The sequence below is a fragment of the Nitrospirota bacterium genome (genome assembly GCA_016214845.1).
Classification (GTDB): Bacteria; Nitrospirota; Thermodesulfovibrionia; order UBA6902; family UBA6902; genus SURF-23.
The window spans coordinates 25576-48751 of sequence record JACRMS010000021.1 but is presented as its reverse complement, the minus strand read 5'-3'; the positions used below and the strand labels follow the sequence as shown (position 1 = coordinate 48751).

19 protein-coding genes are annotated in these 23176 nt (G+C 37.2%); all 19 read left to right on the top strand.

The genetic code is table 11. The features are described from left to right. The gene (epsI, locus tag HZB61_06715; protein ID MBI5056286.1) at positions 1-648 is read left to right on the top strand and encodes an EpsI family protein; all 648 of its coding nucleotides are present in this window, start codon (positions 1-3) and stop codon (positions 646-648) included. A 135-nt stretch (positions 649-783) separates the two neighbouring features. Beyond that, on the top strand, positions 784-1953 hold the full coding sequence (locus HZB61_06710; protein MBI5056285.1) for an acyltransferase: 1170 nt from the start codon (positions 784-786) through the stop codon (positions 1951-1953). 93 nt (positions 1954-2046) lie between these two features. After that, positions 2047-2763 carry a glycosyltransferase family 2 protein gene (locus HZB61_06705; GenBank protein ID MBI5056284.1) on the top strand — a complete coding sequence of 239 codons (717 nt, stop codon included), beginning with the start codon at positions 2047-2049 and terminating at the stop codon, positions 2761-2763. Positions 2764-2856: 93 nt separating this feature from the next. Next, entirely contained in the window at positions 2857-4191 is a 1335-nt protein-coding gene (locus HZB61_06700) for a hypothetical protein (protein ID MBI5056283.1), read from the top strand. A gap of 61 nt (positions 4192-4252) precedes the next feature. Further along, a complete protein-coding gene (locus HZB61_06695) occupies positions 4253-5872 on the top strand; it encodes a hypothetical protein (protein MBI5056282.1) in 1620 nt (539 codons plus the stop codon). Positions 5873-5946: 74 nt separating this feature from the next. Beyond that, positions 5947-6711 carry a glycosyltransferase gene (locus HZB61_06690; GenBank protein MBI5056281.1) on the top strand — a complete coding sequence of 255 codons (765 nt, stop codon included), beginning with the start codon at positions 5947-5949 and terminating at the stop codon, positions 6709-6711. 38 nt (positions 6712-6749) lie between these two features. After that, on the top strand, positions 6750-7499 hold the full coding sequence (locus HZB61_06685; protein ID MBI5056280.1) for a ChbG/HpnK family deacetylase: 750 nt from the start codon (positions 6750-6752) through the stop codon (positions 7497-7499). A gap of 136 nt (positions 7500-7635) precedes the next feature. Beyond that, positions 7636-9303, top strand: a complete 1668-nt coding sequence (locus HZB61_06680; GenBank protein MBI5056279.1) for a hypothetical protein — start codon at positions 7636-7638, stop codon at positions 9301-9303. A 325-nt stretch (positions 9304-9628) separates the two neighbouring features. After that, positions 9629-11608, top strand: coding sequence for a sulfatase-like hydrolase/transferase (locus tag HZB61_06675; GenBank protein ID MBI5056278.1), 1980 nt, complete (start codon positions 9629-9631; stop codon positions 11606-11608). An 18-nt stretch (positions 11609-11626) separates the two neighbouring features. Continuing rightward, the gene (locus HZB61_06670; protein ID MBI5056277.1) at positions 11627-13213 is read left to right on the top strand and encodes a hypothetical protein; all 1587 of its coding nucleotides are present in this window, start codon (positions 11627-11629) and stop codon (positions 13211-13213) included. A 157-nt stretch (positions 13214-13370) separates the two neighbouring features. Continuing rightward, positions 13371-15365, top strand: coding sequence for a sulfatase-like hydrolase/transferase (locus HZB61_06665; GenBank protein MBI5056276.1), 1995 nt, complete (start codon positions 13371-13373; stop codon positions 15363-15365). 25 nt (positions 15366-15390) lie between these two features. Further along, positions 15391-16734, top strand: a complete 1344-nt coding sequence (locus HZB61_06660; protein ID MBI5056275.1) for an FAD-binding oxidoreductase — start codon at positions 15391-15393, stop codon at positions 16732-16734. After that, positions 16718-17464 carry an SDR family oxidoreductase gene (locus HZB61_06655; protein ID MBI5056274.1) on the top strand — a complete coding sequence of 249 codons (747 nt, stop codon included), beginning with the start codon at positions 16718-16720 and terminating at the stop codon, positions 17462-17464. Before HZB61_06660 ends, HZB61_06655 begins: the two co-directional genes overlap by 17 nt. 24 nt (positions 17465-17488) lie before the next feature. Beyond that, positions 17489-18109 (top strand): HAD family hydrolase, encoded by a 621-nt coding sequence (locus HZB61_06650; protein ID MBI5056273.1) that lies wholly within the window; start codon positions 17489-17491, stop codon positions 18107-18109. Further along, positions 18102-18971: a decaprenyl-phosphate phosphoribosyltransferase gene (locus tag HZB61_06645; protein ID MBI5056272.1), complete on the top strand. Its 870-nt coding sequence runs from the start codon at positions 18102-18104 to the stop codon at positions 18969-18971. Before HZB61_06650 ends, HZB61_06645 begins: the two co-directional genes overlap by 8 nt. Positions 18972-19156: 185 nt before the next feature. Beyond that, positions 19157-20980 carry a sulfatase gene (locus tag HZB61_06640; GenBank protein ID MBI5056271.1) on the top strand — a complete coding sequence of 608 codons (1824 nt, stop codon included), beginning with the start codon at positions 19157-19159 and terminating at the stop codon, positions 20978-20980. A 123-nt stretch (positions 20981-21103) separates the two neighbouring features. Further along, positions 21104-22291 carry a hypothetical protein gene (locus tag HZB61_06635; GenBank protein MBI5056270.1) on the top strand — a complete coding sequence of 396 codons (1188 nt, stop codon included), beginning with the start codon at positions 21104-21106 and terminating at the stop codon, positions 22289-22291. Positions 22292-22334: 43 nt separating this feature from the next. Then, on the top strand, positions 22335-22580 hold the full coding sequence (locus HZB61_06630; GenBank protein MBI5056269.1) for an acyl carrier protein: 246 nt from the start codon (positions 22335-22337) through the stop codon (positions 22578-22580). 101 nt (positions 22581-22681) lie between these two features. Next, on the top strand, positions 22682-23125 hold the full coding sequence (locus tag HZB61_06625; GenBank protein MBI5056268.1) for a VOC family protein: 444 nt from the start codon (positions 22682-22684) through the stop codon (positions 23123-23125). Positions 23126-23176: the final 51 nt, after the last annotated feature.

The following is a 23176-nucleotide window of genomic DNA, read 5'->3' as shown; positions in this document are numbered from 1 at the left end:
ATGGAGAAATACAAATACTGGGTAGTAATTATCCTTCTTCTATCAGGTGCGGTCTTAAGCTTTGCTTTTACTAAAGAAAAATATGTAGGCACGGGCTTCATTGCTAAACTTGATTTACCTGTTGTTGTAGCAAAATGGCGAGGGGAAAATATAACTGAGGAGGTAAACGGAAGCATTCAGAGAAGTACGGCCAACTTTATAAGCGATATGCTTTCTTATCAATACACAAATAATGAAGGCAAGAAACTTCTTTTTATAATTTTGGATGCTGGGAATTTTCACCACCCAAAAGGGTGTTTTACCAGTGCAGGCTTCAACATCAGGGAACTTGACGATACGGAGTTTAATGTTATGGGACGCAGACTTCAAACACATACCCTTTTTACTGAGAAAGGGGAAGAGAAATTTCTAAGTTTTTACTGGATAATTATTGACAAAAATATTGTGCATGAATGGATAGACCAAAAAATAAAGCAATTATATTTTTCATTATTCAATAAAAAACGAGTTGGGCTTATGGTGCGAATCGATGTACTTACTGATAAAGACAAAATGAAAGACTCCATGATTATCGCAAAAGATTTTATAAACGATATGAGTAAAACACTTCATCAAGAAGAATTAGATTACATTTTTGGACAACGATGATCTTCATATTTATTTTGTGATCCTGCATGAAAAATGCTGTAACCTCACAATTTAATCATCGTGCTTTATTTGTTTTGTATCCTTGCTCTAACTTGACTTTCATAAGTTTAAATATAGATAAGCTGGAAGTAAAATATGGATAATTTAATCTCTATTTACCCTCACAATGAAATACCTTTTTCCTATGGCAATTTCTCACTCCTAATTATCTGCAGTATTACATTATTACTGATAATCCTATCTTTAGAGAAGAAACAGCAAGTAGCAGCTAACGATTTGTTTGACGTTGATACAACTAATTCGTTAAGAGGCCTTGGAATAATTCTTTTACTTTTAGGACATTTTTCCGTAATGCGTATTGAGGGAATACAGTTTTTCGAATTCGCAGGGCCGTGGGCCGTAATAATATTCCTTTTAATATCCGGGGTGGGCTTGACTAAAACCTATCACTTGAACAATTGCGGAAGCTCTTTTATTAAAAAAAGGATAAAAAGAATATTATTGCCCACCTGGTTTGCCTTGCTATTGTTTTATTTATTAGATTTTCTGCTTTTGAAAAAGACATATCCTCTAAAGCAATTTGCACTAAGCTTCTCTGGTATACTGTGTAATGATTATCCGAATGGCGCCCTATGGTTTATTTCCTATACCATTTATAATTACATAATTTATTTTTGTGTTTCACTATTGAAAATCGGATCGTTAAGCAAGCTGCTAATATTATTTTCAATTTCATGTTTTTCAATATATTGGATTATGCGCGTTCCTTTTTTAGCTGATTGTTTTGATATGTGGAAGCACTATTATATTGTGTTCCCGGTCGGGGTACTATTGGGATTGTACAGTAACAGGTTATTTAAGTTTTTATCTGTGTTCAATACCTTTCTGTTGACTGTTTGCATGGCAGCGGCTTTTTTCGTATATGTTGCTATTTATTACAGTGGCAAAGACGTTGCATGGTTACCAAAGTCAGGATTGGTAAATATGGACAGCGTTATTTTTTTAAAAAAAATTTCACCGGTTTTTTTAATACTGGCGATCAGTGTGTTTGGTAGCATTTTAGATAAAGTTAAATTAAAATCAAAAGCGTTGATTTATCTTGGCAGAAATTCATTTGAAATCTATTTGCTGCACATGCCTTTTATAGGATCTTATGATTTTTTCTTGTTTCGAAAACCACTGGCGGTCTATTTCTTTGTTTATATTTCTTTCGTCTTATTGTTAAGCTTCTTATTGAAAAGAGCAGTAAGTTTTTTTGACGGCTTATTTTTTGTATCTACAAAAAATAAACTTACCCCGAATTGATGAATGCCATGTTCTCAGGGGACGCCTTTTATTCATAAGGATATAACTGTAGTTAGTTGTTGATTGAATTCCAAATTGAAAGAGCATAAAAGTATGGTAAACAAAATCGATATTATTATGGTCGCCTTTAATGAAGCTGACAGTATTGAAGAAGTGCTGCGGTCTTTTTATGCAATGGTCTCTAAATATGCCGAGACGCAGATCATTGTTGCAGAAGACGGGAGTATAGACGGTACGCGAGAGATTCTTAAAGGGCTTACTAATGAATTACCGTTAAAACTCGAATTGGCCGATAACCGTAGAGGATATGCCGGAGCAGTCAAAGATGCTTTGATTGCAGCGACAAATGATACCATTATATTTGTGGATTCTGACGGTCAATATTTAACTGATGATTTCCCTAATCTTTTTGCCGCATGGAACAGCCAAGATAAAGATATGGTGATAGGTGAGAAAGTAGATAGACAAGACCCGCCGCACAGGATATTGATTTCATGGATATATCACTCACTCGTAAGGCTATCGTTCAAAGTGCCTTTTAAAGACATGGATTGCGGATATCGTTTCATAAGAAGGGAGCTCGCATTAAACATTGCACCTGAATGCCACCTTCTGCCATACAGTTATTGGTCAGAGTTTACCGTCCGCGCTTACAGGAAAGGTTTCAAAATAGCTACTGTCCCTATAGGTCACAGGGACAGATTAGCCGGGGCATCAAGGATGTATCCTTTTAGAAAACTTCCATCTATGACAATAAAACAGCTCAGGGGGCTTTGGACTTTATATGGGGAACTTCGTTCCAGCCGTTGAGGTTTTTTTTGGTAGCGACCGTAAATTTCCATATAAGAAAATGTAACTGGTGGGCGCATGATTATAATTCATTAAGCAGATTGTGAAAAATTAATGGTTATCGACTCTAATCCTAAAAGACGGTTTTTATACTTCTTGTCTTTATCAATTATCGGCGTATATATTTATTTGCAGGTATCTCATTTTTTAAAAGTCCCTGAACCACAGCAATATCCGGATTCACTTGAATACATGGAGGCTGCGTCTTCATCGATTTTCAGCGTGCAGTTTTGGGGCGGGCTAAAACCTCCGCTTGTACCACTAGTCTATAAAATCTTTCATAGTAATGTTGAAGCAATAACATTTATTCAACTGATCTTTTCAATTTTTTCATGGATATTCCTGGCATATGTTGTTGCTAAAACATTAAATAACACTCTTTTGCTGCCTTTAGCTTACATCCTTATTTTAGGGTTCAGCGTGTCCAGCGGTATCTCAATGTGGAATAGAGCAATTTTGAGCGAATCTTTTTCCCTGTCCATTCTCGCTTGTTTTATTGGGATATGGATTTTATTTATCCAAAAAATTACGCTAACAAGGGTTATAATGCTCATGGCCATCTCAACGATGTTCGCTTTTGTAAGAAGCGCCAATGGTTTTATGCTGCTTATGATCTGCGGGATCCTTGCGCTGGTCATTTTTCTTAACAGAAGATTGAATCAGCGTCATTACTTTATAATCATCTCTATCACCTTCTTTATTTTATTTTTGGCTTCGAATGCTATTTCAAATACTAACAACAGGTGGACGATTTATTTCTTAAATGTTGTTTCAAAGAGAATATTGCCTGACCAAGAATTAAGAACATATTTTGAAAACCACGGAATGCCTGTCAATGAAAGTCTCATGGCACGTGCCGGCAGGTGGTCTCATGAAGATGATTTTGCATACTATAAGGACCCAAAACTTGAGCAATTCAGAAACTGGCTCTATTCTCACGGCAAGTCCACATATTCCCTTTATCTCCTTACGCACCCAGCATATCTAATATTTGAGCCCCTTAAGGATTTTCAGTCTATGATGTACGGCAGCCGCATTATTTATTATGCCCCGAAAGGGGCTCCCGTCAGCGAGTCATTATTTGGTTATCTATCTTCATGGAAATTGTTTCCTGTCTATATTTTCCTTCTCGGCATCTTTTTTGGCTTAAATTTATTTTTTGTATTTTCAAGAAAATTAACAATACCGTGGGTTCCTATAATTTTGATCCTACTAGTTTATCCTCTTGCGGTTATAGTCTGGCACGCAGATGCAATGGAAATAGATCGGCACGTACTACCGGCTGCTGTACAAGCACGTGTAGGTTTTATACTCTTGATACTGTTCGCTTTTGATGCTACTCTCCTTGAATGTTGTTCAATGTGTGAAATTCGCCACGAAAAGAAATGACCCGAGTCAACAGGACATAGATGCATACATCAGACTGGAACAGCACCGGCACAGAAAACATATGAAAGCTGATAAACCGATAAATCCTGAATCTAACGTATTTGCAAAAAAATATTCTGTACTTTTTCTTCTTCTTTTCTTTTTTGCTGTAGCATGTATTTTTCTGCTTCAAAATCATACTAATGGCTTTAACACAGAACATCATGGTTTTACGTCTTCACGGGGTGCAGTCTTGTCAAAAAGCCTGATGGTTGATAATAAGCATTTAGTCATGTTATTAGCAAAACAGATGCTGGATAATGGAGAAATTTATTATCACCCGTATAATAGATTTCCGGTTTTTCCATTTCTCGTCACGGGCGTAGCAATGCAGGCATTTGAGCCGAATTTGGCGATGCAGATTTACGTTGCCAGGCAGGTAATGAATTTATTTATTATCGGGGCATTAATTTTATGTTTTTTGCTTACCGATGCAATATTAAAAGACAAATACTTATCTTTGACCACGACTTTCTTTATTTTTTCATCCTATTATATTCTTTATTACAACGATATGATTTTCAATGATACGCCGTCCATATTCGGTTTTGTTTTGGCATTGTTTTTAGTAGTCAAGGAATACACGGGCAATCTCAGAAGATCACGGATTATATTACTTTCACTGATTTCAATATCGGTGGGGTGGCAACCTTATGCCGTTTTTATAGCATGGTTGTTGGTAGATGTATTTAATCAGATTCGCAGCAGAAAAGTTAAAGACATCGTAAGAACGATTATCAACAGACCGTCCTTTATAGCTTTTGCCTCATCAGTTGCCGTTGGTGTTCTAATCCTTGGGGCACAATTTATTAATGAATGGAGTGTACGGGGAGGCAGCATGCAGGAAGTTCCATCTATGTTAAGTATGCGCGGAAGGCTAGGTCTTCGTACTGATGGCGTAAAATTTGAATGGGGTATTTTCTGGTTGAAACAAGCATATCATATTTTTAATATGATTGTGCCTTTTTCGGGAATTCTGACAGGCATTGTAACACTTAAGCAATCAATTTTCGGCTGGATTTCCGGAGTATCGTTTGTCATTGTGAGCGGAGTATTGTGCATTTATGGCTTAGTAAAATTTAGACAAAAGATCAATCTTACGATTTTATACATTTTCGTTTTATCAGGGTTCTGCTGGGCAGTCCCTATGAGACATTTCACTGCATATCATGATTATCAATCGCCTTTTTATATCGGGCTGTCTATCATGTTTTATATAGTATTGAGTCATTATATAAAACCTGCTTTTTCGAAAGCGATTGCTATCGGCGCGTGTCTATTATTTATTCTTAGCGTATTCCAGATGAATGCAATAAAATCTGTTGATGCACAAAGGTTCAATGCTATAACTGAAGATTTTCAAAATATTTATGCAAAGCTACCAAAGAATAGCAAAGTGTTTGTTGACTGTGCGGGCAAATTCGGTAAAGACAAATTCGGCATGGACTATTGCCGCAACGAGTTGAGTGCGGATCTGGGCTTGGGAGGGCAGTCATTGGATTTCTATCTTGTAGGGCATTACAGGGCATCTGTAAATAATGCTGATTTTGTAATATCAATGAATCCTCACTACAACCAGAACAGACTCACGAATAACCCCAAGATTAACTTGTTTAATAAATCTGTAATTAATAAACAATAAAAATTTTGACAGAGTCTTGATATTGATGATATCTTAAAAGAATTAGTTAACAATTATTTCATCAACAACAATATATGAAAAATAAGCAGTTAATATCATTTATCCTTCCTGCATATCATGCCCAATCATTTATTTACAATAACTTGAATCTATTTTCAAAATATTGCACTGAAGCCGATTTTAAAAGTGAAATAATAGTTGTAAATGATGGAAGCACTGACAAGACAAATGAAGCAATCCAGTCTTTTTTAAAAGATAAAAAAAACGGGACGTTAATTAAATATATAAATCTTCCAGAAAATAGAGGCAAGGGCTTTGCAATTAAAAAAGGTTTTGAATTATCAGAAGGGCAGTATATTGTTTTTACAGATTGCGATTTGCCTTATTCATTTAAAAATATAGATGATGTGGTTAAAAAACTCGTGAATAAAGAGGCAAATGTCGTGATAGCATGCCGGATGCACAGGAATAGTGTTTATAAAATAAGATCAGAAAATCTTTCTTATATTTACATCAGGCATACATCAGGGAGAATTTATAACTGGTTAATTAATTTTTTTACCCGTGTTAATATCGAAGATACACAGGCTGGGTTGAAAGGCTTTGACCGTGAAACTGCTGAACTCGTTTTCAGTAAGTTGAGTATTGATGGGTTTAGTTTTGATATCGAGCTCTTGGTGTGCTCCAAGGAAAACGAGAAAAAAATATCTTCAGTGCCAATAGAGTTTAATTATGAATCAGAAATGAGCACAATAAGTTTTGTAAAACAAACTTTCTTTATGACTTCAGGGTTGATGAAAGTTTTTTTTAAACGTATGTCAGGATATTACAAAAAATAAGCACTATGGGATTTAAAATTACTGCAGATGATTATGGCATGGCAAAAGACATTAACAGTGCAATTTCAGAGCTTACCAAAAAGAAAATTGTTTCAAAGGTGAGTGTAATGGCTTATGAAACAACTGAAATTATCAGTAATGATTTTGACAAGAATGTTGAAATTGGTTTGCATATTAATCTTACTGCAAATACAACACTTATTGGAATGGATCAGAGTAATAATTTAACTCTTCCTAAATTGCTTTATTTAATTTATACCAGGCAATTAACTAAAAATAAAATCATTGATAATATTAAACATCAGCATAATGTTATTAAAAGCAAAGGCTTTCAAATCACATATATGGATACTCATCAGCACATTCATATTATTCCGAAGGTGATGAATTCATTAATCCATTACGCACAAACGGCGGGAATATTTTCCATACGGTGTATTACACTCGAAAAAAAAAATATGTTTTTTTATATTTTCTCCCTGATACGATATGGATTTCTTTTGCAAGTACCCAAGATGATGATTTTGTATTTTATGGGCTATTTTATGAAGAGGAAGCTGGATAATGCCAAGATTCGTTATTCAAAAAATCTTGTTCTCATGCCGTTAGCTACAGGCGGAAATTATGAGGATTTGCTGAAAGAATTTATTAATAGATTCAGAGATAAAGATTTTGACACCGAAATTGTATCACATCCCGGTCTGGGAACTGAAAATCGAATTGACAGTTATATCGCAGGGAGACTTGATGAATACAGATCATTACTTAATACGCATATTCGTGATTAATCCCCAAAGTTTTAAAACTACTAAAACCGCAACAACTAAACCGTTAATGAAGAATAAAAACCTGTATCGTAAAAAAAGCGGGCTACTGAATTCACATTAACGTGTCAAGGCTAAATCTTTGGAGAGCTTTGGATAGATGAAAAATAAATCTGTACTGCTTAACAAAACTTTTTTATTATCATTGGGTGTATTTGCAAGTTTAGATATATTGTTTGTGATTTATCAAAAGTATTACCAATACGGATTAACTACCAACACTATTGCATTGATCAGTATTGCGCAAAAATATATTAGGGGTGAATTTGTAGATGCTGTGAATGGAGCTTACGCGCCGCTCTCATCATGGCTTCTAATTCCATTTTTAAAGTTGGGAGTTGCTCCCATCGTGTCGGTTTATGTACTAAATTTGATCATCGGATTATTTTTTTTAGTAGGTATACGAAAATTTTCTTGCAGGTTTGAGATGGACGAAAGCTTGAGAAATATAACATCTTTTATAGCAGTGCCAATTGCTCTTAGTTACGCTTTAAGAGATCACACTCCTGATTTGTTGGTTGTATGCACGCTTGTATATTATCTTTATCTTATTTTCGCTGATGAATATCCAGACAGTTTATATAAAGGCATACTGTGCGGTTTAATAGGGGGGATTGGATATTTAAGCAAGGCCTTTATTTTTCCTTTTTTTATTTCACACTTCATGCTTTTTAATGTTTTTCAATACCTGAGAACGAAAGAGTCAAGAAGGAACGTCTTATTAAATGCAATTCTTGGCATAGTGTTTTTTTCTTTTATCAGTGTTCCTTGGATTTTTGCAATAAGCAACAAGTACCATACACTAAGCATTGGAACTTCAGGAGAATATAATCGCAGGGTTATTGGTCCGGGTGTGCCTGATCCACCTGGGGCATCATGGTATGGGTTTGAAGGATGGCGAAGTTATATAAGGATGGCTCATCCAGTGTATGACCAGGGTTTCTTTCAACCACCGAACAAAACTGCACTCAGCGTTTGGGAAGATTTTACATATCTTACGTCATATCTTAAACCGTGGAGTCCTTTTGACTCATGGGTATCTCTTAAACATCAAATAAAGCTGATTGTGAGAAATATCTATTACACGGTTGGTATTTTTGAAGGTTCTTATTCTGTATTTTCAAGTGCAATAATTATTGGATATGTTTTACTTTGTATTCAAAGAAATAACGCAAAAATAGTCGCGGATGATAAATTATATTCTCTAATGACTATTCTGTTATATTCTGCAGGGTATATTCTCGTTCATCCCGATGCAAGATACTCATGGATTATAAATGTCTTAATCCTTTTGATGGGAGTGCACCTGCTGTATTTATTTTTTAATAGTGCTTTTTCTAATAATGCGAGAAAAATTGTATTAATAGCATTTTTCATTATATCATTCGTTGTGGTCCCCATTAATAGTATAAGAGATCCCAATGCTGATACGGAATATGATGTAGTAGTAAAAAAATTGGCTAAGTTTAGTAGTCTGACCGGTAACATTGCTTCTAATGAGAAATTTTCTGAAACCCTAAAGCTATTATTCTATTCGAATATGAAAATGAGTTATTTCGGGCAAGCAAGAAAAAATATTAGTGATGCTGAATTAGAGCATGAATTGCGTACATATAATATTAACTTTTATTTGGTCTGGCTTAACGCCGATATGAAAAATATCCCCGCTTTCTTATCGAAATATAAAGAAATAACAAACAATGAATTATTAGGCAGGAACGGCTCGATGCCAAGTTTTAAAATTTATTCTTTAAAAGAGGGTATATGAATTTCATTATATTATTAAGAGATTAGCATAATATCATTCTTATTTGCTATAATTAAATAAAAGTTCGTTATAAATCAAATTAAATCACAGGGGTCTTCTGATGAAAGAAAAAATAATGAAAATAGGTTTGATAACTTTTGTTCTGTGTTTGACGTTGTTGAATTTCCCATATAAGACTTTTGCTTATGTTGATCCTAATACCGGAGGTTTCTTTTTTACTTCTGTGCTCCCATTTGTTTACGGAATTTTGGCCACCATTGTGGTATTCTGGAAAAGAATAGCTAATGCTGTAAGAAACTATTTCTCCAGGAAAAAAAGATAAGAAGTGACAGCTAAAAAATCTCTCCTTTTAATACTCCGCTTTTTCTTCGTTTTATTTTCTCTCCATTTTATAAAGGTTGCATTTTACAGGTTCGATGGATTTTCCTATTATATGCGCATTATTGATTTTTTGCCGGACGCTTCACTTGCCTTCATCGTATGGACAATATCATCTTTGATTTTCGGTATTATTTTTTGGCTTATCGCATATTGGATTCCTAAAAAAACTTGGTTGTCAGGAATATATCGATTTGAATATGCGTTTATTTTTACCCTCCTTTATGTGGTATTAATTTTTATACTGGGAACACTTTCTTCGAGATTTTCTTTTATAAAGAACGCTACTCTCAATCAAGCGTTTATGTTTTTTATAGCTTTTATTGTTTCTCTGGTTACTGTTTTATTTTCTCGTAAGCGTTGGGATGTCATAAATATCCTGCTTGATGCTGATGAGCGCATCACCCCGGTAGTTTGGTTTTTCCTTCTAATGTTATTAATTGCATTTTCAGTTTCAATATTGAGAATTGATTCCTCAACGAATCAAAATAATAAGCTTGTCAATTCTATTCAAACCGGTTTTCAGAATGAGAAACGCCCGAATATCATCTTGGTAACTATGGATGCATTAACTGCAAATGACATGCAGTTATATGGATATGAGCGTATTACAACCCCTTTCATATCAGAATGGGCAAAAGGTGCATTTATTTTTAAGAGTACTTACGCTGAATCTAATTGGACCACCCCGACTTCAATGAGTCTTATGACAGGACAGCGCCCTTGGACTCATAAATTATGGTATGAGCCGCAGTATCAAACAGTTGATAATTATGTAAATAATTTACCAAGGGTCATGGGTGATAATGGTTATCGGGTCTACGGGTTTGTGCAAAATAATCTTGCTCATCCCAAGACTCTCGGTATTAACGATGCTTTTTTGAAGGATGATGATGCCTATACATTTTTAACAGCCGGGAAATGGTGGATTACCATGCTTACCAATTTTTTTGTGAAAAGACGTATTGCTGCAGAGTTAATAATTGAAAACAATCCGCTTTTAAAACCTATAAACTTAAAGCATTCCCGCCACCCGGCATACATGCGGTTTGTAATTTATTCGAGCCCGATTAAATCTGAAACGGTATATAATCGATATTTAGATTTTATACATGATAATCCTAAAGAACCGTTTTTTACATGGATTCATCTTTTCCCGCCGCATGACCTTTATTTGCCCCCAAGTCCTTTTATGGGAGTGTTTGGTGAATCAGAAAAATTTAGTACAGGAGATAAACAATTAGACAGCAATCTGCTTTATGCAGAGTACAGTCAGCAGAGACAAGATGAAGTTAACGCCCTCAGGCAGCGTTATGACGAATATGTCTTGTATTCTGATCAGCAATTCAAATCATTTGTGTCTCGTCTTGCCAAAACTATTGATATGTCAAATACGATCATAATCGTATCTGCCGATCACGGCGAGAGTTTTTCACATGGGTATGTAGGACATAATGGGTCATTACTATATGAATCTCTTATTCATATCCCTTTGATAATCAAACTGCCAGGTCACGAAGAAAGCAGGATGGTAGACATGCCCGTTGAACAGATAGATATTGCGCCAACGATCCTTGACCTGGCTAAAATTCCTTTACCTGACTGGATGGAAGGAAGATCGTTATTACCGCTTATTCAAGGCAAATCTGTAGAACCACGTCCCGTATTTTCGATGCAGCTGATCAGAAATCGTGCAATCGGGAATTTTCCTATTACCAGAGGAACCATATCAGTGAGGGATGGAGACTATAAACTTATTTATAATTTAGATGACAAAAAATCCCTGCTCTTTAATATAAGTGCCGACCCTGAAGAGAAGCATGACTCTTCTGATGTGACACCTGAGATAGCAAAGCGCCTCAAAGGGTTAATTGATGAAAATCTCTATATTGCAAACAGAAAGATCATGCAATATAAGAAAAATTAAAATTTATTTCAGGTGAAGATGGACAATAATAAGGGAGGAAAGTGTAAAAATGAGCAAATAGTCGCCGGTTTAATGATTCTTTCAATAGTCTTAATTACCTTTCTTTCTTATAGAGAAATACTTGACTATTTTTTCACGGCTGGGGATACCCTAAGTTTAATCGATACAAGCCGAATTCAATCATATAGGGATATAAGTAGAATATTTACCGAGCCAATGATGAATGGCACTCAGTTTACAGAAATAGCTAAATATTATCGTCCTATATCAACATTATCTTTCAGCTTAGACTACTCCATTTGGGGGTTAAATGCCTTCGGTTATCATTTGACTGATTTAATATTACATATTTCAGTTTCTGTTATGGTGTTCTTTCTCATGAGATTTCTGACAAAGGATAGATTAGTCATAGCTTGGCTGGCTGCTATTATATTTACTGCTCATCCTGTTCTCGTGGAAGTTGTTCCAGGTGTTGCCAGAAGACAAGAGGTTATTGTATCACTATTTCTACTTCTGTCTTTATTGTTTTTCTTGAAGTATTTCACCAACGGGATGAAAAAAAACGGCTATCTGGTATTTTCTGTGTTTTTTTATGCCCTTGCACTTGGAGCTAAAGAGATTGCAATTATATTGCCGCTGCTTGTTTTTGCATATCAAGTAATTTCTTGCCTGTTGGATAAGAAACCTCTAAAAAATACAATAATTAATGCCCTAAAAGGGACTCTTGTCTACTTTGTTATTACCTTTCTGTTTTTCACTTGGCGCGCATACATTTTGCAAGGAATAAACTTACCCCAGAGACAATCCGGGACCGGGTTACGAATGATTATTGAGAGTTATGTTGGGAGCTTGCTTTATCCTGTTGATTTTTTAGGATCGCTGTTTGGCTATTTACCATATAGAACTTTATTGTTTGTGTCTATTATTATAATTATTGGAATTTATCAGTATGAAAAGATAAAAAAGTCCATGAATTTGTCTTACAGGAAATCGGTATTTTTTTTTCTGGCCTGGCTGTTGATACCTCTTGGTGTTTACTTAATGACGTCAAAATTTGACTATCGGTATATGTATATTCCAATTATCCCTTTCAGCGGGATTCTCTCCATCATGATCACTGAAGGAATAACATTAACCATCCAAAAAATTAAGGAAAGGAAATATCAACCTGCGGGTTTTTGCTTATCATGGATTAACACTACGATCTCCAGTTTCATAATTGCTGGGTTATCATTTTCTTTAATTGCATATTCACCTCTTTTTAGAACCTATAGAGAGTGGGAAGACACCGGGAGAATGTCGTCTATCTTCTTACATAAGGTCTCAGAGATTGCTTCCCAATTGCCGGATGATGGAGTTATCCGTATTTTCAATCTCCCAGACTATGTTTCCCCGCCTGATGCTGTTAATACTCATGTTAAGACAGCCGCTTATCTAGCTGGATACAGCGTCAAGTCGTGGCTGGATTTAAACTTTCCGTCGAATCATAAAAAAGTTATTGTAAATAACCAGGTTAATACCTATTTGAATAATTTAACTTTAGAAACGAGAATCGTGGGGGACAGTAGTGCGAATATTACTTTTATTCCACGCTTGGCCAGATAGATCGAGGTTTAAACTTGTATGTCATCGAGTTCTTATCCAGGTGCCTGATAATTTCAACTTTAAATCATGTGTTAGGTTTAATAAGGTATCCCATAGGGAAGGTTTTTCCCATATATCTATCAAATAAAATCAAATAATCAGAAGGACTGTTAATCATATGGAAAACATAAAAGAGAAGATGTTAGTGAAAAAATCATTCACTATACTTTTACAAACAATTTTTATTTTGTTCTCACTTTATTTGATAAGTGAAGCTTTTTATATGTGGGATGGGTATTCCTTATACGTTCCATTCATAGAATTCTTATCTGACATATCCCTTGTGTATATTATTTGGTCTGTCATAGGGTTAATAGTAAGCACGATCCTATGGATAGTCGCATATGGAGTTTTTAGAATGAAGTCGATCTCTATTCGCCTTGAATACTCTGTAACATGGATTATCTTGATAGTACTCTCAATGATTATTGGACTTATTGCTGATAAGTATATGCGTCTGGGTGGTTTTACAGGCATAAATAGCTTTACAGTGTTATTAATTAGCTGTGTAATAGCTACATTTTTTGTTTGGTTTTTTCATTCATACGCTGGGAGAATATTAGATGAAATAACTTTTCGAATCAAACCGCTTACTTTTGTCTGCCTTGCCTTATTCTTAATAGCTGCGCCTCTTTCTGTTCACAGTGTTTTTAAGCAGGATATTTTTACCTCACGATATGTTTCGAACTTCCATGAATATTCAGTTGATAAACGGCCTAATGTTATTCTGGTGACATGGGATGCGTTAACCTCGAAAGATATGGAGTTGTATGGCTACAACCGCACGACAACACCTTATATAACTCAATGGGCAAAAGACAGTATTGTGTTTCAAAAAGCTTACAGCGGGTCAAATTGGACAACTCCCAGTGTAATGAGTTTAATGACAGGCCAGAGATCATGGACGCATAGAGTATGGTATACCGCTTCAAATTTCCCATCAAGAACTTATTTGGACAGTTTGCCAAGAATTTTAAGAGATTACGGGTACAGCAATTATGCTTTTGTTCAGAATAAACATGCTCATCCTGATTTTATAGGAATTGGGGCCAATTTCAAAATGGATGACCATTACTATACATTTAAAACAGGATATAGATCCAACAGCTTGTTGCACAAGGTCAGTTTATTTTTTCTAAATAGACCCATAGTCAGGGAGTTCATGCAGAAATATCCTTTACTCAGTTTTGAGAATATTGTGAAAATGATTATACATCCGAGAATGCCACATAATTCGGACGGCTTGCCAGACACTATAACTCCTCCCGATCTCATATATAACAGATTTTTAAAATCAATCACGGAGCGCACGATAAAACAGCCATTTTTTGCATGGCTTCATACTAACCCGCCGCATGACCCATATCTGCCGCCGAAACCTTATGCCGGTATGTACGGCGATATCGAAAAAACTGCTGATATAATGAAGCGCTGGGGGGATCTCCATAGACCTTATAACCCTGAACAGCAAAAAGAAGTCGATATATTCAGGAAAAGATATGATGAATTTCTTTTATATTCAGACGAACAATTCAGGTTATTCATGGATAACCTTGCAAAAAGCGTAGATTTGTCAAATACAATTATAATTTTTTCTGCAGACCATGGAGAGAGTTTCTCCAATAATGTAATCGGGCATGGTTTTAATAAAATCATAAATGAACCAACTATCCGCATCCCGTTAATAATTAAGATACCTGAAAATAAAACTGGCAGATTTGTTGATATGCCTGTCTCACAAATAGACATTGCTCCTACAATACTTGAGCTGACAGGCTTGCCTATTCCGGTCTGGATGGAGGGACGGAGTTTGGTGCCATTTATTAATGGTAATCAGATGGAACGCCGCCCGGTTTTGATTTCGAACTTTATAAAAAACCACGCTCGTGGAAAAATAATTACCAATGGCGCTATTGCAATAATAGATGGAGATTACAAGCTTGTGTGTGTCCTGGAAGAAAAGAAGGTAACCCTTTATAACCTGAAATTTGATCCTGATGAGTCAAATAATATAATTGAAAAAGAGCCTGAAATAGCTCAGCGGCTTTTGAGAATTATTAATGAAGAACTTGCTAAAGCAAATATGAAAATTACACTGTCACATAGGGAGTAATTAAAACATATTTTAGGTCAATCTTATGTCGAATAATTATTATTTTGAATCCTGGGGCAGGTTTCCCCGGAGAATCCATTTGGGGGAGATAGTCCCTCAGTCAATTAACACAGTTGCGGACTCTATTAATTCAGTGAATGCGCTGGTTTTACCGCGCGGAATGGGTCGCAGCTACGGCGATTCCTGTCTAAATGACGGCGGCTATCTTCTGTTTACCAGACTTTTAAACAAGTTTGTAAATTTTAATCCAGATATGGGCATTTTGAGATGCGAGTCAGGTGTTACACTTGATGAAATCCTGAAGGTCTTTGTTCCGCAAGGTTGGTTTTTACCTGTTACCCCGGGTACCAAATTTGTAACAATCGGCGGGGCAATTGCCAATGATGTCCATGGAAAGAACCATCACAAAGCAGGCACCTTCGGAAGCCATGTTATCTGTTTTGAACTTGAAAGGTCTGATGGCACAAGGATGATCTGCAGTAAAGATAGAAATGCGGACTGGTATGAGGCTACTATCGGGGGGCTCGGTTTAACAGGCGTTATTCTCTGGGCCGATATCAGGCTGAAACCGATCAATGGCCCGTATATTGAAATGGAGTCTATTAAGTTTGAAAATCTGGATGAATTTTTTCAAATCTCTCAGGAATCTGAAGCGCATTGTGAATATACGGTCTCATGGTTGGATTGTCTTCATAATGATGGAGTTCGCGGGATCTTTATGAGGGGCAATCATATTAATAAATTGGAAAAGGAAGAAATGAAGGCTGTTCACAAGAACCCGACATGGAAGGCATTTCCGTTTGATGCCCCGTCGTTTTTGCTGTCTACGGTTACTATCAAGTTGTTCAATATTCTTTTCTACAATAAACAGATTATCAGAAAACAGAGACGCATTGTTCATTATGATCCGTTTTTTTATCCACTGGACAATGTAAATAATTGGAACCGGATGTACGGTAAGCGGGGATTTCTGCAATGGCAGTGTGTGGTGCCTGTCAAAAATAATAAAGATGCTATCAGAACAATACTGAAGGAAATTTCAAAAAGTAAGCTTGGATCATTTCTTGTGGTACTAAAAGAATTTGGGAGCATTCCGGCCCATGGGATGCTTTCATTTCCCATGCCCGGGATCACCCTGGCCCTGGATTTTCCAAATGTAGGCGAAAAACTTTTTTCACTTTTGAATAAATTGGATGATATTGTTTGCAGCGCCGGGGGCAGAATTTACCCTGCAAAAGACGCCAGGATGTCCGGCAAAACCTTCAGGTCTTCATTTCCTAAGTTTGAGGAATTTATTAAATATGTCGATCCTAAATTATCATCGAGTTTTTACAGAAGGGTAGGGGGTAGAAATGACATTGCCAACTAGGATTGCGGTCTTTGGTGCAACATCCGCAATCGCTTTTGAAGCTGTCAAGCTTTTTGCAAAGAAAGGCGCATCACTTTATTTATGTGCAAGGGATGAAGGAGAGTTAAAGCGTCTTTCGGATGATTTAGTTGTCAGAGGGGCAAAAAAAGTTGAATATTCAGCCTTTGACGCGTTAGATGAAAACTCAATTCTTAATGCAATTGAGAGCTGTCTGTCAAAGTTGCCGGACCTTGACGGGCTTCTTATAGCACATGGTACATTACCTGCTCAGAAATTATGTGAGACAAATATTGAGGAGATGAAAAAAACAATAGATATAAATTTTACAAGTGCCGCAATCATTTTGACCCATATTTCATCACATTTTGAAAAACAAGGTCACGGAGTTATTGCGGTTATCTCCTCTCCTGCGGGCGATCGAGGAAGACAGAGTAATTATGTTTATGGTTCGGCAAAAGGGGCATTGACTGTTTTTCTTTCGGGGCTAAGACAACGTATGCAAAAATCCGGGGTCAGGGTACTTACGATTAAGCCGGGTTTTGTAGACACTCCTATGACGGCCGATTTCAAGAAGGGGATTTTGTTTGTTGGTCCAGAGGTAATCGCCAGAGGCATTTACAAAGCAATGGAAAAAGAAAATGACGAGGTGTTCTTACCATGGTTTTGGCGGTGGATCATGCTCGTGATACGGATGATACCTCAAAGTGTATATAAAAAATTAACTCTATAATTTTACTTATGGATTTTAAAAGTAATGAATAATGTTCTGGCGTTTTTTGATTTTGACGGAACCATGATAAAAGTTGATTCCTTCCCGAGGTTTTTATGGTTTTGCACCTCACCTTCGATATTTACTCAAAAGCTGCTCCGCTCAATTCCTGTTTTGCTGAAATATTCATCCGGAGCAATCGATAATCATACTGCAAAAGAGAAAATATTTGCGATATTTTTTGCGAAGGCAAAGATGGACGTTTTCAGTAATAATGCAAGATCTTTCAGCAATGCTGTAATACCCCGTCTTGTAAGACATGAGGCTATTGAGCGGCTCAGGTGGCACCAGAAGCAAAACCATCAGTGTATTCTTGTAAGCGCCTCGATTGAAGAATATTTAGTTCCGTGGGCGCAAGCGGTTGGGTTTTCTAAGGTCCTGGCAACAAAGGTGGAAGTTGACAGTAGTTGTAATCTTACCGGGAAATTTTTAGGGAAAAACTGTAATGGCATTGAAAAGATAAAACGTATACAGGGATATATTGGTCATCCCGGAAAATATGAAATCTATGCGTATGGCGACAGCAAAGGTGACGTGGAATTATTAAGAATCGCTGATCATCCTTTTTATAAATCATTTAGAGAAGAGAGTTTATGCCATGGATAGAGCTATTCAGTATCTAACTTTATTAAGGATACATCAATGGCATAAAAATTTATTTGTATTCTTGGGCTTTTTTGTTTTAGGCAATTATGGCAACTATGACTTGCTGGCTAAAGCAATAATAATGACTGCCGTGTTTTGTCTAGCTTCTTCATCCGTATATATTTTCAATGATTATCACGACAGAGAATCAGATAGAAAGCATCCGACAAAGAAAAACAGGCCCCTGGCAAACGGGGCCATTAGTATTAGCGCGGCGCTTTTTTTAGCCTTGTCTTTTTGTTTCGCAAGTTTGATTATTTCTTTTTACGTCAATATTGCGGCGTTAATTGTCATTTCCATTTATCTTGTTAATAATCTTACGTACTCTCTGTTTCTTAAGAAATATCCGATTATTGATGTATTCCAGATAGGCCTTGGATTTATGCTAAGGATTTTTGCGGGGACGGAAGGGATAGGTATATATATTTCTGAATGGATGCTGCTTACCGGATTCATGATTAGTATCTTAATAGGGTTTTCTAAAAGGTACGCTGAATTATCTAATAATGCAGCGCCTCAAAATCACAGAGAAGTTTTACGGGAATATTCACTTGAGACCTTGAACTCTTTTATGATAATCATGGCGGCTGCAACAATAATCACTTATTCTCTTTATACATTAAGCCCAAGGTCGATCGAACTGCACGGAACAACAAATCTTATCTATACAACCCCATTTGTAATGTTTGGAATTTTCCGCTTTCTCTATTTAGTTCAGTTTCAGCAGTCAGGGGACGACCCTTCATCTCAGATTTTTAAAGATAAACAATTAGTGATCACGGTTATTCTATGGGCTTTAACTTATGGTATATTAATAAGGTGAACTAAAAAGCGATGACTGCAAAAAAATTATTATTTATATCACTAAGTTTTTTTTTCGTTTTATTCTCCCTGCAATATCTTAAAGACGTTTTTTACAAATGGGATGGGTATTCCTATTACATCAGGTTTCCGGAGATCTTGCCGGATTTCTCATTAGCCTTCATCTTGTGGACAATTCCCGGGATAGTGGTTGCCTTTATATTATGGGTAATGTTATATGTGCTTTTTAAGGCACTCTCAAATCTTAATAAGGCTATCTGTTATGAGCATATCATAGCGTGGTTCATAATCGCTGCCTTAATAATCATTGTAAAAAAAGAATCTGATTTTTCTTTGAAGGATCTCGGGAATATATACAGGTTAATAATTTTGACGTTGGTTCCTGTTATTGTGACTGCTGTTGTCTGGATTGGGCATAAGCCCATTGAAAGACATGCCGGGAAAATACTTTATAAAATATATGACCTTATTACCCCTCTTGTCTGGATTTTTGCGTTCTTATTCATCTTTGCTGTTCCCTTTTCCTTTTTTACATTTGCGAGAGCGGTTACAAAGGCTGATTATGTTTCCAACGGAGCACAGGTTTTTTCAACTGATAAGAACAGGCCTAATATCATTTTCGTATCGATGGACGCATTAGGCGCCAGAGATATGCAGTTGTATGGTTACAACCGTCCCACGACACCATTTATTACTGAATGGGCCAGGAATGCTGTAGTTTTTAAGAGGGCATATGCATCCTCAAACTGGACGCCTCCAGCTACTATGTCTATGATGACGGGACAAAGACCGTGGATACACAAGAACTGGCATCTAATGTATTTATATCCATTCAGACACTATGAACAGAATTTACCAAAGTTGCTAAAAGACGACGGTTACGCTACGTACGCCTTTGTTCAAAATTTCAATGCTACAGCCGATTCACACGGAATAGGATATGCTTTTTTATCTAACGAGCAATATTTCACATTTCTGTATAGGCCCCCCGGAATTGAAGGCAATATTTACAGGAAAATAGATTTCTTGTTAGATAAAACAAACAGCCCTATTGCGGTAGAATGGGTACTGAAACATCCCTTGCTGCCCATTTGGCTTGTCCAGTCTGATACAGATAAAACTACAACGCCCCCTGAAATGGTGTATGACAGTTTTTTAAAGCATATTTCAATACATCCCCGGCAACCATTTTTTGCATGGCTGCATCTTGAAATGCCTCATTTCCCTTTCTTGCCCCAGAAGCCTTATATGGGAATGTTCGGGGATGGGGATAAGTTCAATACTGAGCAGAAACAAGTTGATACCGGATTGTTAGGAAAATGTTGCTTTGGACCTGAGAGACAAAAGGAAGTTGATATTTTAAAGAAACGCCAGGACGAATTTATCTTATACGGCGATCAACAATTTAAGTTGTTCCTGTCACGTCTTGCAGAAACGGTTGATATGTCCAATACGATAATATTTTTTTCCTCAGACCATGGCACAAGCATGTCACGCGGCTATATAGGCCATGGCAACTATAGGCTTTATGAAAATGTCACTAATATACCTTTGATAATAAAAATGCCTGATACAAACAACCGGTATAAAGGGATAAACGGGACGGTAATAGACGTTCCTGTCGAACAGATTGATATTGCACCGACCATTCTTGAACTTGCCGGGATCCCGGCGCCAAAATGGATGGAAGGACGCTCTTTGCTCTCCCGTATGGAAGGTAAATTCGTTGAACCGCGCCCGGTCTTCTCAATGGAGCTTGGGCGTAATAGTGCAATAATAAGCGACCCTCTTCTTACCAAATACAGCATAGCCATATGGGATGGTGACTACAAGCTCATTTATTATTCGGGCTGGGAAGGTAAAAAAACAGAGCTTTTTAATCTGAGCACTGACCCTGGCGAAACCAAAAATATCTTTCATGAAAAACCTGAGATGGCAAAAAGATTTTTGAAACAAATCGAGAGCGGCCTTTCCCAAGCCACTAAAAGACAATATACTCTATCGGAGTGAGTAAATATTTTTTTCCTTTCAATTTACGTAAGTCACGGTTTTCGCCCTGAGTTTCACAGCCGTAATGGATATATTAGAATGAAAATAAGCGATCAAAAACAGAAAGAATAGAACGGAGTTTATATGGGAAAAAGGAGATTCAGTTTTGATGTGCTGCGTGGCATATCAGAGCAAGCGATTGACGGTCTTAAGGCGGATATGGCCTTCTGTCACCCTGCAATTACCGGGGTTTCAAAAATAGACCCCATGGAAGGGGCAATAGAGGTTGAAGTCCACGATGACTTGCCTGATAATGTTGGCGAGGACATAGAGAGACAGGTTGCAAATGTTGTCACGATGTCTGTTAATTCCTACAGGTTTGTGGAAGCTATGCCGCCTTTTTGGTCTCATGAAGCAACCAGGCCGTATTATGGAATAGATTCGGTTAAGAGTTTTACAGAAAAGCATACGATTGAACTGGGCCCCGGTCAATATGCGTTTCAGGGTCCCGCAACAAAACTGTATATGTATTTTTGCCAGCGTATAGAAAAACTGGCTAAAGACATGAATGCGGAATTTTGGCATCTGCCGAGCATTGAGATGTCACAAGACCTGATTCCCAAAACAGGGTATTTCGCACTTCATCCACACTTAGTGACTTTTGGATACAGGCTGCCGCCTCATTACGAACGGATTAGGAACTTTGCAAATGAAGCAAAAAAGAAAATGTTCTCTACCGCCGAAGACAGCCATGTTTTAGAAGCAACAGGCTTTATACTCGAGCCGGTGGTCTGTCATAATATATACCGCAGCTTAAAGAACCAGCGTCTTAGTGAGGGAAGGATAATAACCGCCCAAGGGAAATGCTACCGTTTTGAAGGATACAGGTTTTCACCCTTGCTGCGTCAATGGGAGTATTCAATGCGGGAAGTCGTTTTTATAGGAGAGCGTGACTTTATCGCAGAGGCGCGAAAGAGTTGCATTGAGTTGACGCAGGCAATGGTTGATGAACTGGATATGACAGCCAGTTTAGAAATTGCCACAGACCCGTTTTTTACAAGCGCGGCGGCGTCTGCAAGGACATTTCAGGTAATGCAGACTGCCAAGTTGGAATTGCGCCTGCGGATCGATGAAGGCAATACTACTGCGGCGGCATCATTTAATCTCCATGATAAGCACTTTACGCAGCCAATGGAAATATACGATACAAATGAAAGAGTTTTGGAGACTGCGTGTGTGGGCTGGGGCATAGAGCGGTGGATGGCTGCATTCGTAGCCCGGTGGTCAGATGACCCGGCAAAATGGCCCGATTTTGTGAAGTACGCATCTTGAATTTGTTACTGTAAGAAACAAGAAGGAGTGAGTCAAGCATAAGATGTCGAATAAAAAATTAAAAATAACTTTGTCGAAAATATTACAAATAGATGAAGACAAGATTAATGACGAAACTTCTCCGAATAATGTTGAGACCTGGGACTCTTTTAACGCTATGATGATAGTTACCGCTTTAGAGAGTGAATTTAATGTGAGGTTTACTACAGGAGATATTGTCGGTGTAAGAAATGTCGGAGATATGAAAAAGAGCTTAATGCGGCATGGGGTGGTGTTTAATGATGATTAATAATATGCCCTGTTGCCGCTCCGGCACTTTTCTTTTATCAAGAAACGAGAAAGGAATCTGAGTTTATGCGCCTGAGCCATGTTGCGATAACTGTAAAGGATATGAATAGATCTTTAGCCTTCTATAAAGACGCGCTTGGATTACGCCTGTTTCAGGATGAAATAATCTCAGGACCTGATCTGGACCTGGCTTTCATGGAAAAAGACGTCAGGGTAAGAATGGTATTGCTTGCGGATGAAGTGGGAAATATGATTGAGCTTCTTGAATGGAAAAATCCAAAAGTTAAGGAAAGGCCTGCCGAGCATATGAATTTCATATCAACCGGTCTCGTTGAGGTCTGCCTCGCGGTGTCTGATCTTGAAAAATTGAAGGATGCACTGGAAAGGGAAGGGGTCAGCTTCAGGACACCGGTTTGGAAATTCAGCAACGTAGTGAATAGACATATAGGCCCGGAATTACAAATAACCCACGTGGTGGATCCTGACGGGGTTCAGGTAGAGCTCATTCAAGTGCTGCGAAGGGAACCCATGCGTCAGCAGGCATAATTAGTACTGAATCCTCTTTCCGAATCTTACAAAAAACACGTTTAGAGTTTA

What these genes read in the sequence shown, in the direction of transcription:
- HZB61_06625 (MBI5056268.1), top strand. Translation starts at nt 22,682, where the DNA reads ATGAATAGATCTTTAGCCTTCTATAAAGACGCGCTTGGATTACGCCTG.
- HZB61_06630 (MBI5056269.1), top strand. Translation starts at nt 22,335, where the DNA reads ATGTCGAATAAAAAATTAAAAATAACTTTGTCGAAAATATTACAAATA.
- HZB61_06645 (MBI5056272.1), top strand. Translation starts at nt 18,102, where the DNA reads ATGGATAGAGCTATTCAGTATCTAACTTTATTAAGGATACATCAATGG.
- HZB61_06680 (MBI5056279.1), top strand. Translation starts at nt 7,636, where the DNA reads ATGAAAAATAAATCTGTACTGCTTAACAAAACTTTTTTATTATCATTG.
- HZB61_06665 (MBI5056276.1), top strand. Translation starts at nt 13,371, where the DNA reads ATGGAAAACATAAAAGAGAAGATGTTAGTGAAAAAATCATTCACTATA.
- HZB61_06655 (MBI5056274.1), top strand. Translation starts at nt 16,718, where the DNA reads ATGACATTGCCAACTAGGATTGCGGTCTTTGGTGCAACATCCGCAATC.
- HZB61_06635 (MBI5056270.1), top strand. Translation starts at nt 21,104, where the DNA reads ATGGGAAAAAGGAGATTCAGTTTTGATGTGCTGCGTGGCATATCAGAG.
- epsI (MBI5056286.1), top strand. Translation starts at nt 1, where the DNA reads ATGGAGAAATACAAATACTGGGTAGTAATTATCCTTCTTCTATCAGGT.
- HZB61_06650 (MBI5056273.1), top strand. Translation starts at nt 17,489, where the DNA reads ATGAATAATGTTCTGGCGTTTTTTGATTTTGACGGAACCATGATAAAA.
- HZB61_06690 (MBI5056281.1), top strand. Translation starts at nt 5,947, where the DNA reads ATGAAAAATAAGCAGTTAATATCATTTATCCTTCCTGCATATCATGCC.
- HZB61_06660 (MBI5056275.1), top strand. Translation starts at nt 15,391, where the DNA reads ATGTCGAATAATTATTATTTTGAATCCTGGGGCAGGTTTCCCCGGAGA.
- HZB61_06710 (MBI5056285.1), top strand. Translation starts at nt 784, where the DNA reads ATGGATAATTTAATCTCTATTTACCCTCACAATGAAATACCTTTTTCC.
- HZB61_06670 (MBI5056277.1), top strand. Translation starts at nt 11,627, where the DNA reads ATGGACAATAATAAGGGAGGAAAGTGTAAAAATGAGCAAATAGTCGCC.
- HZB61_06695 (MBI5056282.1), top strand. Translation starts at nt 4,253, where the DNA reads ATGAAAGCTGATAAACCGATAAATCCTGAATCTAACGTATTTGCAAAA.
- HZB61_06705 (MBI5056284.1), top strand. Translation starts at nt 2,047, where the DNA reads ATGGTAAACAAAATCGATATTATTATGGTCGCCTTTAATGAAGCTGAC.
- HZB61_06700 (MBI5056283.1), top strand. Translation starts at nt 2,857, where the DNA reads ATGGTTATCGACTCTAATCCTAAAAGACGGTTTTTATACTTCTTGTCT.
- HZB61_06685 (MBI5056280.1), top strand. Translation starts at nt 6,750, where the DNA reads ATGGCAAAAGACATTAACAGTGCAATTTCAGAGCTTACCAAAAAGAAA.